This is a genomic window from Streptosporangium sp. NBC_01639 (assembly GCF_045209755.1).
GTDB lineage: Bacteria > Actinomycetota > Actinomycetes > Streptosporangiales > Streptosporangiaceae > Streptosporangium.
Window position 1 is genome coordinate 535,175 of record NZ_CP109272.1, and the last position, 14,635, is coordinate 549,809.

The window sequence follows — 14,635 nt, forward strand, 5'->3', positions numbered from 1 at the left end:
CTTAACGGGCCCTCGGCCCGGACCGACGGTCAATCCAAGCGAAACCCGTAAGGAGTGTGCTGCCTGCTGATGCCCCCTGATACCAACGCTCCCGAGCGAGATACCGAAGCCCACCAGCCCCCGGCCCGCCGTTCCCGCAGTTTGAAGACGAACTCGCTGTGGCGGATGAAGCCCTACCTCCGCCCCTACGCCACCCGTCTGACTCTCATCTGGATACCCGCCCTGGGCGGGGTCGTGATCGGGATCGTCGTCCCGTTGATCGGCAAGGAGATCATCGACGGCCCCGTCGCCCGCGGCGACACCGGAGCCCTTCTCCCCCTCGCGCTCCTCGCTTTGGCACTGGGCGTGCTGGAGGCGTTCTTCGTCTTCCTGCGCAGATGGTTCCTGGCCGAGGGAGTGCTCGGCCTGGAGACCAAGATCCGCGACGACCTCTACCAGCACCTGCAACGGCTGCCGATGGGCTTCCACGGCGCCTGGCAGTCCGGCCAGCTGCTCTCCCGCGCGACGACCGACCTGTCGGTGATCCGGCGCTTCCTCGGCTTCGGCATGCTCTTCCTCGTCCTGATCACCATCCAGATCGTGACGGTGACGGGCCTGCTGCTGAACATGTACTGGCCGCTCGGCCTGCTGGTCGCCGCCTCGGCGCTACCGGTCGTGGTCACCTCGCTGCGCTTCGAGCGGGGCTACATCGTCGTCTCCCGCCAGGTCCAGGACGAGCAGGGCGACCTCGCCACCGTGATCGAGGAGTCCGCGGTCGGCATCCGTACGATCAAGGCCTTCGGCCGGAGCGGTCACGTCTTCGGCACCTTCGACGACGGAGCGCGCAAGGTCTACCGGACCTCGATGGAGAAGGTACGGCTGTCGGCCCGGTTCTTCACCTTCCTGGAGGTGATCCCCAACCTCACGCTCGCCATCGTGCTGCTGCTCGGCGCGCTCGCGGTCGGCTCGGGTTCCCTGACGCTGGGCACGCTGGTGGCCTTCACCACGCTGATGCTGCAGCTGGTGTGGCCCGTCTCGGCCCTCGGCTTCATCCTGGTGATGGCCCAGGAGGCGATGACCTCTGCGGACCGGGTCATGGAGGTGCTCGACACCGAGCCGGAGATCACCGGCGGCGTCGACGTGATCGAAAACCCTCGCGGGCATCTCCGCTTCGAAGGGGTGGAGTTCCGCTTTCCCGGCGCCGCCGAGCCCGTGCTCCGGGACGTCTGGCTGGATGTGCGGCCGGGAGAGACGGTCGCGATCGTGGGTGCGACGGGTTCGGGCAAGACCACGCTGACCGCCCTCGTCCCCCGGCTGTACGACGTCAGCGCGGGCCGGGTCACGATCGACGGACACGACGTGCGGGATCTTTCGCTGCCCGCGCTGCGCTCGATGGTGGCCACGGCCTTCGAGGAGCCGACCCTCTTCTCCATGAGCGTCAGGGAGAACCTCACGCTCGGCCGGCACGACGCCACCGAGGAGGAGATCGAGGAGGCCCTGCGGATCGCCCAGGCCGGATTCGTCCGCCAGTTGCCGTGGGGGCTGGACACCAGGATCGGCGAGCAGGGCATGTCCCTGTCCGGTGGCCAGCGCCAGCGTCTGGCCCTGGCCCGCGCGGTCCTGAGCCGGCCCAAGGTCCTTGTGCTGGACGACACCCTGTCGGCCCTGGACGTGGAGACCGAGGCTCTGGTGGAGGAGGCGCTGCGGCACGTCCTGCGGGACGCCACCGGGATCGTCGTCGCGCACCGGGCCTCCACCGTACTGCTCGCCGACAAGGTGGCCCTGCTGCTGGACGGCACGATCGCCCACGTCGGCCGCCACCAGGAACTGCTGGCCGAGGTGCCGGAGTATCGGGCGCTGCTGTCGGCGGACCTGGAGACCGACCCGGACGATCTGGACAGCGACCTGGACAGCGAGGGGGCGCTCCGATGAGCGGGACCACGACGCAGAACTGGCGCGGTGTCGCCGCCGAGAACAAGGACGACCTGTCGGAGCAGGTGTCGTTCCTGCTGCGCGCCCGGTCCAGGCGGCTGCTCGGTGAGCTGCTGAGGCCGTACCGCAGGCAGATCGTCCTGCTCGTCGCGATCATTGTGGTGAGCAACGCCGCCTCTCTCGCCATCCCCTACCTGATCAAGGTGGGCATCGACGCGGGCATCCCGCCGATGACCTCGGGCCAGGGGTCGGCGACGCTGGTGACGGTCGTCTCGGCGGTGCTGGCGGCCGCCGTCATCCAGGCGGTGACCCGGCAGGTGTTCCTCAGGATGGCGGGCCGCATCGGCCAGAGCATCCTGCTGGAGCTACGGCGGCGTGTCTTCAACCACTTCCAGAGGCTGTCGCTGTCGTTCCACGACGACTACACCTCGGGCCGGGTCGTGGCCCGGCTCACCTCCGACATCGACGCCATCTCCGAGATGTTGCAGTCGGGTTTCGACGGTCTCGTCACGGCCGTGCTGACGCTCACCGGCACGGCGGTCCTGCTGCTCGTCCTGGACGTGCACCTCGCCGTGGTCGCCCTGCTGCCCCTGCCGGTTCTGCTGCTGTTCACCCGCTGGTTCCGGCGGCAGTCCAGCATCACCTACCGCAGGACCCGGGAGACCGTGGCACTGGTGATCGTCCACTTCGTGGAGTCGATGACCGGTATCCGGGCGGTGCAGGCGTTCCGCAGGGAGCCGCGCAACCAGGAGATCTTCTCCCAGCTCAACGCCGACTACCGGGACGCCAACGTGCAGAGCATGCACCTCATCGCGCTCTTCATGCCGGGTGTCAAGCTGATCGGGAACGTCACGATCGCCGCGGTCCTGTTCTACGGCGGCTGGCTGGCCATCGGCGGGGGCGTCACGGTCGGCGTGCTCGCCGCGTTCCTGCTCTACCTGCGCCAGTTCTACGAGCCGATGCAGGAGATCAGCCAGTTCTACAACACCTTCCAGTCGGCGGGCGCGGCCCTGGAGAAGCTCTCCGGCGTGCTGGAGGAGAAGCCCGCGGTGGCCGAGCCGAACGACCCCGTCGCGCTGGAACGGCCACGCGGGGAGATCCTGTTCGAAGAGGTGAAATTCTCCTATCTGGACGGCACTCCGGTGCTGCCCCGGATGGATCTGGCGATCCCGGCGGGGCAGAGCCTGGCGCTGGTCGGCACCACCGGAGCGGGGAAGACCACGTTGGCGAAGCTGGTCTCCCGGTTCTACGACCCGGTGGCCGGGCGGGTGCTGCTCGACGGGATCGACCTGCGTGATCTGAACGAGGACGCGCTGCGCGGCGCGGTAGTCATGGTGACCCAGGAGAACTTCCTGTTCACCGGGTCGGTCGCGGACAACATCAGGTTCGGCCGGCCCGGCTCGACCATGGAGGAGGTCGTCGAGGCCGCCCGGGCCATCGGTGCCCACGAGTTCATCTCGGCGCTTCCCGAGGGCTACGACACCCAGGTCGCCAAGCACGGTGGGCGGTTGTCGGCCGGGCAGCGGCAGCTCGTGGCGTTCGCCCGGGCCTTCCTCGCCGACCCCGCGGTGCTGATCCTCGACGAGGCGACCTCCAGCCTGGACGTTCCCAGTGAACGGCTGGTGCAGCGGGCGCTGCGGACGATCCTGGCGGACCGGACCGCTCTCATCATCGCCCACCGGCTGTCGACCATCGAGATCGCCGACCGGGTGCTCGTGATGGACGGCGGCAGGATCGTGGAGGACGGGCCGCCGGACCAGCTCATCGCGGACGCGGGCCGCTTCGCCGGCCTGCACCAGGCCTGGCTGGACAGCATCTCGGACCTGCCGAACGTGCCCGGCTGACCGGGTAGGGCGGACACCGCCCAGGCGGGACCGTCGCGCGGAGGGCTCCGTCGCGGTTCTCCGGCTGCCGCTGTGACGGCGGGCACCGGAGAGCCGCAGCGGAGCCCGGCCCACCTGGCCGGGAGCGACCGGCGGGACTTCCCCGAGGTGAGAAAGCGTCAAACCGGGGTAGATCCGACACAATGAAGGTAAACGACTGGTTCCTCAGCAACGAGGAGCGCGGCAATCCCGCATCCGGGATCGACGGTCGGCACGACGACGGGACCGCTTGGGCGGGCGGGAACACGGTGCGCCCCATCCCGCACGGCGCACCGTACTTCACCGAACTGCTCGACCGCGTCCACGGACTGCGGGCGGGAGATCTGCTGCTGTTCACCGACTGGCGCGGCGATCCCACCGAGAGGCTGGACGGCCCGGGCACGGAGGTGGCCGACGTGTTCGCCGAGGCCGCTCGGCGCGGGGTCGTGGTGAAGGGGCTCCTGTGGCGCTCGCACTGGGACCGGCTCCTCTTCAGCGAGGCCGAGAACCGCCATCTCGGCGAGGCCATCGAGGCGGCCGGCGGCGAGTGCCTGCGCGACATGCGCGTCCCGCCCGGCGGCTCGCACCACCAGAAGCTCGTGGTGCTGCGGCACCACGAGCGACCCGAACGCGACATCGCCTACGTCGGCGGGATCGACCTGTGCTGGAGCCGTCGCGACGACGCCTCGCACGCCGGCGACACCCAGGCCGCCCCCATGGCCGAGGTGTACGGCGCGCACCCGCCCTGGCACGACGTCCAGGCGGCGATCCAGGGGCCCGCCGTCGGTGACGTCGAGGCGGTGTTCCGGGAGCGCTGGGAGGACCCCCAGCCGTTGACCCGCAACCCCCTGCACCGGCTCGCCGACCTGATGCGCCGCGAGGACACCGAGCCGGATCCGCTCCCCCCGCAGTTGCCCGATCCGCCCGCCTGCGGCCCGCACGCCGTACAGCTCCTGCGGACCTACGCCCACCGGCGCGCCCGCTACCCGTTCGCGCCCCGGGGAGAGCGCAGCGTGGCCCGCGGGTATCTCAAGGCGCTGCGCCGCGCGCGCTCCCTCATCTACATCGAGGACCAGTATCTGTGGTCGCCCCAGATCGCCGAGTCCTTCGCCGACGCGCTGGAGGCCAATCCGGACCTGCTGATGATCAGCGTCCTCCCGCTCCACCCCGACCAGGACGGCGCGCTCGGCGGCACCCCTCAGATGCTGGGCCGCAACCAGGCCCTGTCCATCCTTGAGCGCGCGGGCGGGGACCGCTTCGCGGTGTACGGCATCGAGAACCGGCAAAGCGTCCCGATCTATGTGCACGCCAAGGTCTGCGTCATCGACGACGTGTGGACGACCATCGGCTCGGACAACTTCAATCGCAGATCCTGGACCTACGACTCCGAGCTCACCTGCGCGGTGCTCGACGAGACCCCGGACGGCCGGGAGCCCCTCGACCCGGCGGGCCACGGTGACGGCGCGCGCCGTTACCCCCGGGACCTGCGGCTGGCCCTCGCACGCGAGCACCTCGACCGTCCGGACATCCCCGACGCGGACCTGCTGGACCCGGTCTCGTTCTTCGCCGCCTACGCCGCCTCCGCCGACGCCCTGGACCGGTGGCACGCCGGAGGCCGTCGGGGACCCCGGCCGGACGGGCGGCTGCGACGGTACGAGGCAGCGCGCATGTCGCCGCTGACGACCGCCTGGGCCACGCCGTTCTACCGGCTCGTGTGCGATCCCGACGGACGGCCCCGTGCCATGCGCCGCAGCGGAGCCTACTGACCGCTGCGGCATCGCGGTCCCGGGGCTGCCCGGCGACCTCTCCGGAGGCCGCCCTCCGGGAAGCCGGCCGCAGGCGGTTTTCCACCGGGCAGGCGGCTCAGCGCCGGCCGAGAGTGTCGATCGCACCGATCATGAGGTCCCAGAACCGGTCCCGGTCGAGCACGGTGCCGACGTTCGCGTTGGGCTCCCAGTCCATCCGGCCGTGCAGGTCGGCGACGGTGGCGCCCCGGGTGTGCGTGCCGTCCACCTCGATCCGCAGGCCCACCCGGACGTGGGTGAGGACCGCGGGGTCGATCAGGTAGGCGACGGTGATCGGGTCGTGCAGCGGGGGCGCCTCGAATCCCCAGGTCTGGTGGTAGCTGGATCCGAAGAAGGTGAGCAGTTCCACGCAGACGCGGGCCAGCGGGGTGCCGAGCGCGGCGATGCGGTCGAGCACGTCGGCGGTGACGAGCGCCTGGTGGCTGACGTTGAGCCCTACCCAGGTGGTCGGGATGCCGCTGCCGAGCACCTCCGCCGCGGCCTCCGGGTCGGCGTGGATGTTGAATTCGGCGTAGGGCGTGTGGTTGCCGCGCTCGGTGGAGCCACCCATGATCACGATCTCGCGGATCCGGTCGCGGTCGGCCGGGTGGCGCCGCAGCAGCGTGGCGACGTTGGTCAGCGGGCCGATGGCCACGATCGTCACGGGCTCGGCGGCGGCGGCGAGCGTGTCGTGGATGAGCTCGACGCCGTGGCGCGGGTCGAGGGGCACGTCCGGCTCGCCGAAGACCGGGCCGTCCAGCCCGCTCTCCCCGTGCACGTAGTCGCCGATCTCCAGCGGACCGGCGAGCGGGTGGTCGCAGCCGGCCGCGACCGGCACCCCGCGCACCCCCGCGAGGCTGAGCATCCGCCGCGCGTTGAGGGCGGTCTTCGCCACGGTCTGGTTGCCCGCGACGGTGGCGACCGCCCGCAGGTCGATCGCCGGATCGGCCACCGCCAGCAGGATCGCCAGGGCGTCGTCATGCCCCGGGTCACAGTCGAGAATCACCGGGATCGGCATGTCAGATCTCCTTCGCCAGCCAGCGGACGGCCCGGGTGAAGAGCGTACGGTAGCCGTCCCAGGCGACGAACTCCTCGGGGCACCAGTGCGGAGCGATGTCCGAGGCCCAGGCGAGGGTACGGCCGGCCCCGGCCTGCCGTACGGCGAGCAGCGGGTCGGGGCCGACGGTGGCGAGCAGCCGGGCGTCCTCGGGGAGCTCGAAGCGGTTGTAGCCGAGCAGGTCGGGCCAGTCGGAGGGCAGCCCGTCCACGATGGGGTGGGCCGGATCGGCGACGGCACCCGGGACGCCCTGGGGGACCTCCACCCGGTCGTCATAGGGGGAGATCCGGGCGGGCAGGACGCGTTCCACGGCGGTGCCGCGGAAGGCCGCCTTCGCCTCGAAGCCCTGGAAGCTGAGGTAGCCACCGGCCATCGCCAGGCCGCCGCCCTGCTCCACCCAGCTTGCCAGCAGGTCGATCCGGTTGACCGACCTCTTGCTGTGCAGCCAGGTGTCGGGGTGCAGCAGGATGCTGTTGGCGCCGATGTCGGAGAGCACGACGACGTCATAGGCCGCCAGTTCCTCGGGGGTCCCGGGGAACAGCCGGGGCACATCGTGCGCCGGGAGGTGGTCGACCTCGATACCGTCGGCCACCAGTACGTCGCGCAGCGGCTCGAAACCGGTGTGGTAGGTCGTCGTGGTGAACGAGTCGAAGCCCTTGTAGTGGGTCGACTCGCTCACCCACGTCTCGCCGGCGACCAGCACGCGGGTCATCAGTGTCTCCTTCGGTGAGTATTCGCAGTGGATATCCGCTGGGCGGTGGTGAAAAGCTCGAACGGGTTGGCGACGAGCAGCCGGTCGGTGTCCTCGGGGGTCAGCCCGTGGCGGTGCAGGCGCGGCACGAAGTCCGTGAGGATGTGCGCGTAACCGGTGCCGCCGTACCGGACCAGCATGGTCTTGAGGAACACGTCCTGGGAGAGCAGCAGCCGGTCGCCCAGGCCGGCACGGACCAGCCAGGCGACGGCGGCGGCGTTCTCCTCGTCGCACGGCGACTGGCCTTCTCCGGGGTAGTGGTAGTCCATGCCGCACATGTCGTATCCGAGGTAGGCCCCCCGGACGGCGAGCGAGACCTGGTAGTCACGCTCGAGCCGGCTGGGGTTCATGTGCGAGAGCACCGTGGCCGCGAGGATGCCGCCCTCCTCGGCGAGGACGTCGAGCACTCGATGGCCGTGCCGTACCCAGCCGGGCAGGTGCACCGAGAGCGGCACACCGGTGCGGGCCTGAGCCCGGGCGGCACCGCGGAGCACCTTCTCCTCGGCCGGGGTGAAGTCCGGGGAGATCCCGATCTCGCCGATCACCCCGGCCCGCACTCCTCCGGCACCCTCGGCCAGGTCACGCTCGATCTCGGCGGCGACGTCGGCGGCGCTCATGCCGCGGACGCGCGCCGGATGGGTGCGCTCCAGGTAGAAGCCGCAGCCCATCACGATGTTCAGGCCGGTGGCACGGGCGATCCGGGCCAGCTCGGCCGGGGCGCGGCCGATGCCCTCCGGGGTCACCTCCAGCAGGGTGCGGCCGCCTCTGGCCGCGAACCTGGCCGCCTCCTCGATCGCCACACCGGTGTCGTCGAGGGAGACGTTGTCCCGGGAGAGGTAGGGGTCCAGTCGCAGCCTGCCGAGGAACTCCATCCGCACGGGTGAGCGGGCGATGAGCTCGCCCTCCGCGTCGCCGTCGGCGGCGGGATGCCAGGCGCTGGCGCCGTCGTTGCGCAGGTGCTCGTGGCAGAGCGTGATCCCGAGTTGGGCGACGGGTACCTCACCGAGCACCGTGGTCGCGGTCACCCCCTCGCGCGCCTGGGCCGCGACGGTCGAGCTGGTCATTTCCGTACCGCGCCGAACTTCGCCCACACCTTGTTGTTGGCGAAGATGGCCAGCAGGAGGATGGCGCCCTGCACGATCTGCACGTAGAACGGCGAGACGTGCAGCAGCACCAGGCCGTTGGCGATGACCCCGAGGGTGAGGGCCCCGAAGATGGTGCCGAGCATGCTGCCCCGGCCGCCGAACAGGCTGGTGCCGCCGAGGACGACGGCCGTGATGACCTCCAGCTCGAAGCCGCTGCCCGCGTTCGAGGACCCGGAACTGAGCCGGGTGGCGATCAGCACCCCCGCCAGGGCGGCGGCCGTGCCGCTGAGCACGTACACGGTGAGCCCGATCCTGCGGGTGTTCACTCCGGTACGGCGCAGCGACTCGCCGTTCGAACCGAGACCGACCACGTAGCGGCCGAACGGCGTACGTGTCAGGGTCAGCCAGCCGACCAGCGCGATCACCACGGCGAGTACGGCCGGCACCGGCACTCCGGCGATCCGGCCCTGACCGAGCTGGACGATCCACAGGTCGCCGTCGATCGGGGTGGAGTAGCCCTCGGTCGCGCGCAGGGCGGTGCCTCGCATGATCGACAGCATGGCCAGGGTGACGATGAATGCCGGAATGTTCTGGTAGGCGGAGAACCACCCGTTGACGAACCCGACCGCCGCGCCGAGCACGAGGATCGCGATGAGGGCGACGGTGGGATTCCAGCCCTGCTGAAGGGTGATCGCCAGCAACGAGCCGGACAGCGCGACCGTCGAGCCGACCGACAGGTCGATGCCGGCGGTGCTGATCACGAAGGTCATCGCGACCGCGACGATCAGCGTCGGGGAGATCTGCCGGATCAGGTTGAGCACGTTGCCGACGGTGGCGAAGCGGTCGGCGGAGAACGAGAAGAAGATCAGCAGTACGACCAGCACCACCCCGATGGCGATGGTCTGGGCGTGCCTGCCGATGTGCGCGCTGGCCCGGGCCGACCGGGTGGTCACCACCCGCTGGCTGGTGACGGTCATGACCGCACCCCCTCGGTCTCGTCGTGGGCCTCGGCCTGGTCATGGGCGACGATCTCCGAAACGAGTCGCTCCAGGCTGGTGGCGCGGGCGTCGAGGTCGGCACGGAGCGTTCCCTCGTACATCACGCAGAGCCGGTCGCAGACCCGGAACAGGTCCTGCAGGCGGTGGGTGATCAAGATCACCGAGACGCCCTGCGCCGAGACCGTTTTGATCAGCTCCAGGACGGTCTCGACCTCGGCGACGGCGAGTGCGGCCGTGGGCTCGTCGAGGATGAGAAGCTTGGGCCCGAAGGTGACGGCGCGGGCGATGGCGACCGCCTGCCGCTGTCCGCCGGAGAGCCCTCCCACCGGGATGTCGGTGAGCGGGATCCGGATGTTGAGCGCGTCGAGGTGCCGGCGCGCCTCCTTGTGCATCTGCTTGATGTCGAGCAGCAGGCCGCCGGCCTGACGGGGTTCGCGGCCGAGGAACAGGTTGCCCGCCACGTCGATGTCGTCGCAGAGCGCGAGATCCTGGTAGACCATCTCGATCCCCAGCTCGCGGGCGTCTCGCGGGCCGGCGAAGGACACCGGGCGGCCGTCGAACACGATCTCCCCCGAGTCCGGTACGACGGTGCCCGCCAGGACCTTCATCAGAGTGGACTTACCGGCCGCGTTGTCGCCGACCAGTCCCACCACCTCGCCCGCGCCGACCCGCAGGTTCACCCCGCGCAGCGCGTCGACCATTCCATATCGTTTGCGGATGTCGCGCATGAGCACGCGGTCCGCGCCGATCGCCTCGTTGTCGGTCATGTGGGTCTCCCCGCCGCTCACTTGAAGATGGAGCGGTACTTGTCGACGTTTTCCTTGGTCACGATCGTCACGGGCACATCGATGGTCTTCTTGGCCTGCGCGCCGCCGATCAGCGCCTTGACCTCCTTGACCGCCTCGTAGCCCTCGGTCCGGGGGTCCTGCTGCACGACCCCCGCGACGGAGCCGGCGTCGATCCCGTCGATCGCCTCCTTGGTGAGGTCCCAGCCGAAGACCTTGACCCGGTCGCCGACGTTCTGCGACTTCACCGCGGCCACCGTGCCGAGCAGCGCGGGCTCCCCGGTGGCGTAGACGGCGGTGAGGTCCGAGCGCGAGGTCAGCAGGTTCTCGGCGGCGGCCAGGGCGGCTTCCTGCTTGTTCTGCCCGTCCACGGTCTGCACGATCTTGGCGCCGGCCGCCTCGACGGTCGAGTTGAAGCCGTCCTTGCGCAGGTTCTGGATGTAGGAGTTGAGCGCGCCGACCACGCCGATGTTCGGTGCGGCCACGTTCTGCTTCTTGGCCCAGTCGTTGACGAATGTGCCCATCTGCTTGGCCGCGGCGGCGTTGTCCACGCCCACCTGGGTGTCGACCGCCGGGGAGTCGACGATCGCGTCGACGGCCGCGACCTTCAGCCCAGCGTCCTTGGCGATCTTGACGGCGGGTTTGATGCCCTCGACGTCGATGGCCACCACGACGATGCCGTCGAACTGCTGCTGGACGAAGTTGTCGATGGCCTCGTTCTGCTTCAGGGCGTCGTCGTTGGCGTTGAAGATCGTGAGATCGACGCCCGCCTCCTTCGCGGCCTGCTGGGCACCGGCGTTCATCTCGTTGAAGAAGATCGCCTGCTGGTTGATCTGCACCAGGCCGATGCGCGGTTTTTCGCCGCCGTCGGCGGCGGTGCCGGCGCCGTCCGCGCCGCACGCCGCAGCCAGCAGGCCGGTGGCGAGGACCGCTGAGACGGCTGCCAGGCGGGTGAATCGAGTCGGTCGTGCCATCGAATCAGCCTTTCAGGACGCTGATACGGGGAAGGTTGGTAATCGATTACCAATTTCTGGGGATGCTAGCCACCAGGGCAAACGTCCGTCAAGGGTGACGTAGCTCCCCGAACGCTCTATCGTTCTAGGGACCCGCACGTGGCCCGGCCGTTGAGGCAGGGAACCGGCTGGTTGTCCTCAGCGCTACTAGGGAAATCGATTACACAACATGGGTGTGACAATCCACGACGTCGCCAGAGCGGCCGGCGTCTCCGTAGCCTCGGCCTCGCGTGCCCTGTCCGGCCGCCGCAAGGTCACCCCCGAGGTGGCCGCGCGAGTGACACGGGCGGCCGCCGAGCTGGGATACCAGCCGAACGCCGTCGCCAAGGCGCTCCGCGACCAGACCACCGGGACGGTCGGCATGGTCGTCCCCGGCATCGGCAATCCGTTCTTCACCACGATGGTCGAGGCGGTGGAGCATCAGCTCCAGGAGACCGGGCGGGACCTGCTGCTGTGCGCCTCGCAGTACACGCCCGAGATCGAGGCCAGGCGGCTGAACACGCTGCTGGCGCGGCGGGTGGACGGCCTGATCATCAGCCCGTGCGACTTCGAGGCCAGCGCGCCGGCCGTCCTGAACGCCGCTCGGCAGGTGCCGCTGGTGCAGGTGGACCGATACATCGAGGGTGGCGGAGCCGACTGGGTGGGCGTGGACGACGACGCGGCACTGGCCCAGGCGGTCGACCATGTGGTCGCCGGAGGGGCGCGTTCGATCGTCTTCGTCAGCAGTCGCCTGATGAACTCCTCCGCGAGGTTGCGGTTGGCCGGCTTTCAGCTCGCCACCGCCCGTGCCGGGGTGGCCTCCGAGACGCCGCTGCTCGGCGAGTTCACCCTTGACTGGGGGTTCGAAGCCGGTCGTCGGCTGCTCGCCGACGGCGCCCTGCCCGACGCGGTGGTCTGCGGAAACGACGAGATCGCGGTCGGCCTGCTGCGGGCGTTGCGGCTCGGCGGCGTACAGGTCCCCGAGGAGGTATCGGTGGTGGGGTTCGATGACGTCGGCCATGCGACGATGTGCGACCCGCCGCTCACCACCGTGCGCCAGCCCGTAGAGGAGATGGCGGCCGAGGTGGTACGCCTGCTGGGCCAGGCGCGGGTGGGCGATCCACGGCCTGCCCGGCGCTTGGCGATCGCCCCCCGGCTCGTCGTGCGGGAGACCAGCCGGCCGGTGACCGCAGGCATGGGCACCGGTGTGGGGATCGTGGCCGGGGACGGCCGGGAAGAAGAGGAAGTGGCATGACCGACGTCGTGGAACTGACCCGCGAGCTGATCAGGATCGACTCGGTGGGCGGCGGCGAGGCCGCGGTCGCCCAACCGCTCGTACGCAGGCTGGAGACCGCCGGTTTCGAGGTGCGGGCACACGCCTACGCACCCGGCCGCACCGGGGTGGTGGCCCGGTGGGGAACGGGCGTGCCCGTCACCCTCACCGGCCACCTCGACACGGTCCCGCTGGGCGGTCAGGCCTGGGCGTACGGACCGCACGCCGCGGAGGTGGACGGCGACCGCCTCTACGGGCGGGGGGCGAGCGACATGAAGGCCGGGGTCGCCGCGCTGGTCGTCGCCGCCGAGCGGCACGCGCGCGGGTCCGCCCCCCGGGTGGCGCTGGAGATCGTTCTCACCGTGGGAGAGGAGACCGGCTGCGAGGGCGCGATCGACATGATCACCCATGGGCTGGTCGGCCGGTCCCGGGGGATGCTGGTGGCCGAGCCGACCGCGAACCGCGCCCTGCTCGGGCACAAGGGCGCGCTCTGGCTCAAGGTGACCGCCCAGGGCCGAACCGCCCACGGCTCGATGCCCCACCTGGGCGACAACGCCGTCTACAAGCTGGCGCGCGCCATCGGCTCCGTCGAACACTTCGATCCCGGCTGTCCCGCACACCCCTGGCTCGGCGCGCCGTCCGTGAACGTGGGGACGGTGCACGGCGGGATCAACGTGAACTCCGTCCCCGACCTCGCCGAGGCGACCGTCGACATGCGCACGGTCACCGGCCAGGACCACGCCGAGCTGCGCGAGCGGCTGCGGAAGGAGCTGGGCGAGGAGACGTCGCTGGAGGTGCTGACCGACCTTCCCGCTGTGTGGACCGACCCGGACGATCCCTTCGTGCAGGTTCTGCTCGCCGCCGGGGCCCGTCCCCCGGGTGACCGCCCGGCCGCCAGTTACTTCACCGACGCCTCGGTGCTGACCGCCGCCTGCGGCACACCGCCTGTCGTGATCTGCGGCCCCGGAGAGCCCGAGCAGGCACATGTCACCGACGAGTACTGCGAGATTCCGCGGATCGAGGATGCCGTGGAGATCTACGTCGGCGCCCTGGCCCGGCTCGCCCACTGACGGCCGCCCTGTCCACTCCACCGGCGGGTCCCGCACCCGGCCCGGCACCCGGTTCAGGGTCCGCAGGTTCATCTGCCTGGATCGCCGAACTGAACACACCGGTGGGACGGCGGCACAAGTGTCGAAACGTTTCGCCTCATATAACGTTTTCGCAATCTTGCTCTGATTTTTCGCCGACCGGAAAACGCATCAACCGACTGCTCATTCGCCACCCGGATCAGGGGTGCGCAGCATGACATCACCGTGGTACGAACCAGATTAAATGCTCTCAAATATAAATAAAGGCACCGAAGCACCACGGCAACCAGCGCGGCGGTGCGCGCCTTTCCTGACTTAACCCCCAGGTCAGGAACGGCCGGCGAAATGCGCCCCTTCTCATCCGGCGGATCGCTCGGGTGCGGCGATTACCGCTCCGCCGCACCCGCCCGGGCCCATCGACCGGGCGTCCGGGATCCCTTCCCGACCATCATCGCTGGTCACGTGCGACCGATCCCGTCCTCTCCACGGCACCCCGTGAGACGCGGAGAAACACCATCCGGCAGACCGGATGCCATTAATAGTTTATGTAGCATTTTGCGTAATATGTGATATTAGCGAGAACATCGCGTTTCATTACGAGTTGACGACACCCCTTGAGGGCCGTCCGAGCAGGGGGTAGAAGGAGACCATTAGCAAAAGAACGGAGGGCGGCGTCAATGAACGGTCGGGGTTGCGTGAGACCAGGAAAAAACCCGGTGCGAGCCGCCGCGTGAACGATCCGGTCCTCCCCGAAAGGGATGTCGAGCGCCGCCCTGTGCCGCCCGCCCGCCGCTCCCGGGGGTGGCATCGACGGACCCGCGTCCCGGGCGTACGGCGCCTTCTGCTCCTACCGATCTTCAGACCCAGCGTCGAGATGGCGATCGCCGTCGTTCTCCTGCTCCTGGCCTTCGGCGCCGCCTACATCCTGACGGCCACCCTCTCCAGCTCGGCCGCCCCCGTCCCGCCGTCCCCCTCCCCGACCGCGCCGGCTCCACTGAGGTGACCACCCGGCGCGGCCAGGATCGGAGAGGCGCGTGACCTCCGCCGTC

Annotated in this window: 12 protein-coding genes; 6 read left to right on the top strand and 6 right to left on the bottom strand. The window is 69.9% G+C overall.

Translation table 11 applies throughout. The features are described 5' to 3' along the window. Positions 1 to 69: 69 nt before the first annotated feature. The 3 genes from OHA77_RS02530 to OHA77_RS02540 all read left to right on the top strand — a co-directional run bounded on the left by OHA77_RS02530 (position 70) and on the right by OHA77_RS02540 (position 5,539). On the top strand, positions 70 to 1,911 hold the full coding sequence (locus OHA77_RS02530; RefSeq protein WP_406315845.1) for an ABC transporter ATP-binding protein: 1,842 nt from the start codon (positions 70 to 72) through the stop codon (positions 1,909 to 1,911). Then, complete coding sequence (locus OHA77_RS02535) at positions 1,908 to 3,755, top strand: ABC transporter ATP-binding protein (RefSeq protein WP_406315847.1); 1,848 nt, start codon at positions 1,908 to 1,910, stop codon at positions 3,753 to 3,755. Before OHA77_RS02530 ends, OHA77_RS02535 begins: the two co-directional genes overlap by 4 nt. A 182-nt stretch (positions 3,756 to 3,937) precedes the next feature. Continuing rightward, positions 3,938 to 5,539 carry a phospholipase D family protein gene (locus tag OHA77_RS02540; protein ID WP_406315848.1) on the top strand — a complete coding sequence of 534 codons (1,602 nt, stop codon included), beginning with the start codon at positions 3,938 to 3,940 and terminating at the stop codon, positions 5,537 to 5,539. A gap of 97 nt (positions 5,540 to 5,636) precedes the next feature. Here the strand turns inward: OHA77_RS02540 and OHA77_RS02545 are convergent, their stop codons facing one another. Genes OHA77_RS02545 through OHA77_RS02570 form a run of 6 tightly spaced genes read right to left on the bottom strand, consistent with a single transcriptional unit; the run spans position 5,637 to position 11,207 of the window. Continuing rightward, positions 5,637 to 6,575 (bottom strand): nucleoside hydrolase, encoded by a 939-nt coding sequence (locus tag OHA77_RS02545; RefSeq protein WP_406315850.1) that lies wholly within the window; start codon positions 6,573 to 6,575, stop codon positions 5,637 to 5,639. 1 nt (position 6,576) lies between these two features. Further along, positions 6,577 to 7,326: a glutamine amidotransferase gene (locus OHA77_RS02550; protein ID WP_326822280.1), complete on the bottom strand. Its 750-nt coding sequence runs from the start codon at positions 7,324 to 7,326 to the stop codon at positions 6,577 to 6,579. Beyond that, on the bottom strand, positions 7,326 to 8,429 hold the full coding sequence (locus OHA77_RS02555; protein WP_406315851.1) for a phosphotriesterase: 1,104 nt from the start codon (positions 8,427 to 8,429) through the stop codon (positions 7,326 to 7,328). Before OHA77_RS02555 ends, OHA77_RS02550 begins: the two co-directional genes overlap by 1 nt. Continuing rightward, positions 8,426 to 9,427 (bottom strand): ABC transporter permease, encoded by a 1,002-nt coding sequence (locus OHA77_RS02560; RefSeq protein ID WP_406315853.1) that lies wholly within the window; start codon positions 9,425 to 9,427, stop codon positions 8,426 to 8,428. Before OHA77_RS02560 ends, OHA77_RS02555 begins: the two co-directional genes overlap by 4 nt. Beyond that, on the bottom strand, positions 9,424 to 10,215 hold the full coding sequence (locus OHA77_RS02565; RefSeq protein WP_406315855.1) for an ATP-binding cassette domain-containing protein: 792 nt from the start codon (positions 10,213 to 10,215) through the stop codon (positions 9,424 to 9,426). The genes OHA77_RS02560 and OHA77_RS02565 overlap by 4 nt, the downstream gene beginning before the upstream one ends. A gap of 17 nt (positions 10,216 to 10,232) precedes the next feature. After that, a complete protein-coding gene (locus OHA77_RS02570; protein WP_406315856.1) occupies positions 10,233 to 11,207 on the bottom strand; it encodes a substrate-binding domain-containing protein in 975 nt (324 codons plus the stop codon). 208 nt (positions 11,208 to 11,415) lie between these two features. On the opposite strand from OHA77_RS02570, the gene OHA77_RS02575 reads away from it, so the two are divergent. From OHA77_RS02575 to OHA77_RS02585, 3 genes are all read left to right on the top strand, one after another. Then, on the top strand, positions 11,416 to 12,480 hold the full coding sequence (locus tag OHA77_RS02575) for a LacI family DNA-binding transcriptional regulator (RefSeq protein WP_406315857.1): 1,065 nt from the start codon (positions 11,416 to 11,418) through the stop codon (positions 12,478 to 12,480). Next, positions 12,477 to 13,568, top strand: a complete 1,092-nt coding sequence (locus tag OHA77_RS02580) for a M20 family metallopeptidase (protein ID WP_406315859.1) — start codon at positions 12,477 to 12,479, stop codon at positions 13,566 to 13,568. Before OHA77_RS02575 ends, OHA77_RS02580 begins: the two co-directional genes overlap by 4 nt. 892 nt (positions 13,569 to 14,460) lie before the next feature. Continuing rightward, positions 14,461 to 14,589, top strand: a complete 129-nt coding sequence (locus OHA77_RS02585; RefSeq protein WP_326822273.1) for a hypothetical protein — start codon at positions 14,461 to 14,463, stop codon at positions 14,587 to 14,589. The last annotated feature ends 46 nt before the right edge of the window (positions 14,590 to 14,635 follow it).

Coding starts and splice junctions, on each gene's coding strand:
- OHA77_RS02530 (WP_406315845.1), top strand. CDS start 70: ATGCCCCCTGATACCAACGCTCCCGAGCGAGATACCGAAGCCCACCAG.
- OHA77_RS02535 (WP_406315847.1), top strand. CDS start 1,908: ATGAGCGGGACCACGACGCAGAACTGGCGCGGTGTCGCCGCCGAGAAC.
- OHA77_RS02540 (WP_406315848.1), top strand. CDS start 3,938: ATGAAGGTAAACGACTGGTTCCTCAGCAACGAGGAGCGCGGCAATCCC.
- OHA77_RS02545 (WP_406315850.1), bottom strand. CDS start 6,575: ATGCCGATCCCGGTGATTCTCGACTGTGACCCGGGGCATGACGACGCC.
- OHA77_RS02550 (WP_326822280.1), bottom strand. CDS start 7,326: ATGACCCGCGTGCTGGTCGCCGGCGAGACGTGGGTGAGCGAGTCGACC.
- OHA77_RS02555 (WP_406315851.1), bottom strand. CDS start 8,429: ATGACCAGCTCGACCGTCGCGGCCCAGGCGCGCGAGGGGGTGACCGCG.
- OHA77_RS02560 (WP_406315853.1), bottom strand. CDS start 9,427: ATGACCGTCACCAGCCAGCGGGTGGTGACCACCCGGTCGGCCCGGGCC.
- OHA77_RS02565 (WP_406315855.1), bottom strand. CDS start 10,215: ATGACCGACAACGAGGCGATCGGCGCGGACCGCGTGCTCATGCGCGAC.
- OHA77_RS02570 (WP_406315856.1), bottom strand. CDS start 11,207: ATGGCACGACCGACTCGATTCACCCGCCTGGCAGCCGTCTCAGCGGTC.
- OHA77_RS02575 (WP_406315857.1), top strand. CDS start 11,416: ATGGGTGTGACAATCCACGACGTCGCCAGAGCGGCCGGCGTCTCCGTA.
- OHA77_RS02580 (WP_406315859.1), top strand. CDS start 12,477: ATGACCGACGTCGTGGAACTGACCCGCGAGCTGATCAGGATCGACTCG.
- OHA77_RS02585 (WP_326822273.1), top strand. CDS start 14,461: ATGGCGATCGCCGTCGTTCTCCTGCTCCTGGCCTTCGGCGCCGCCTAC.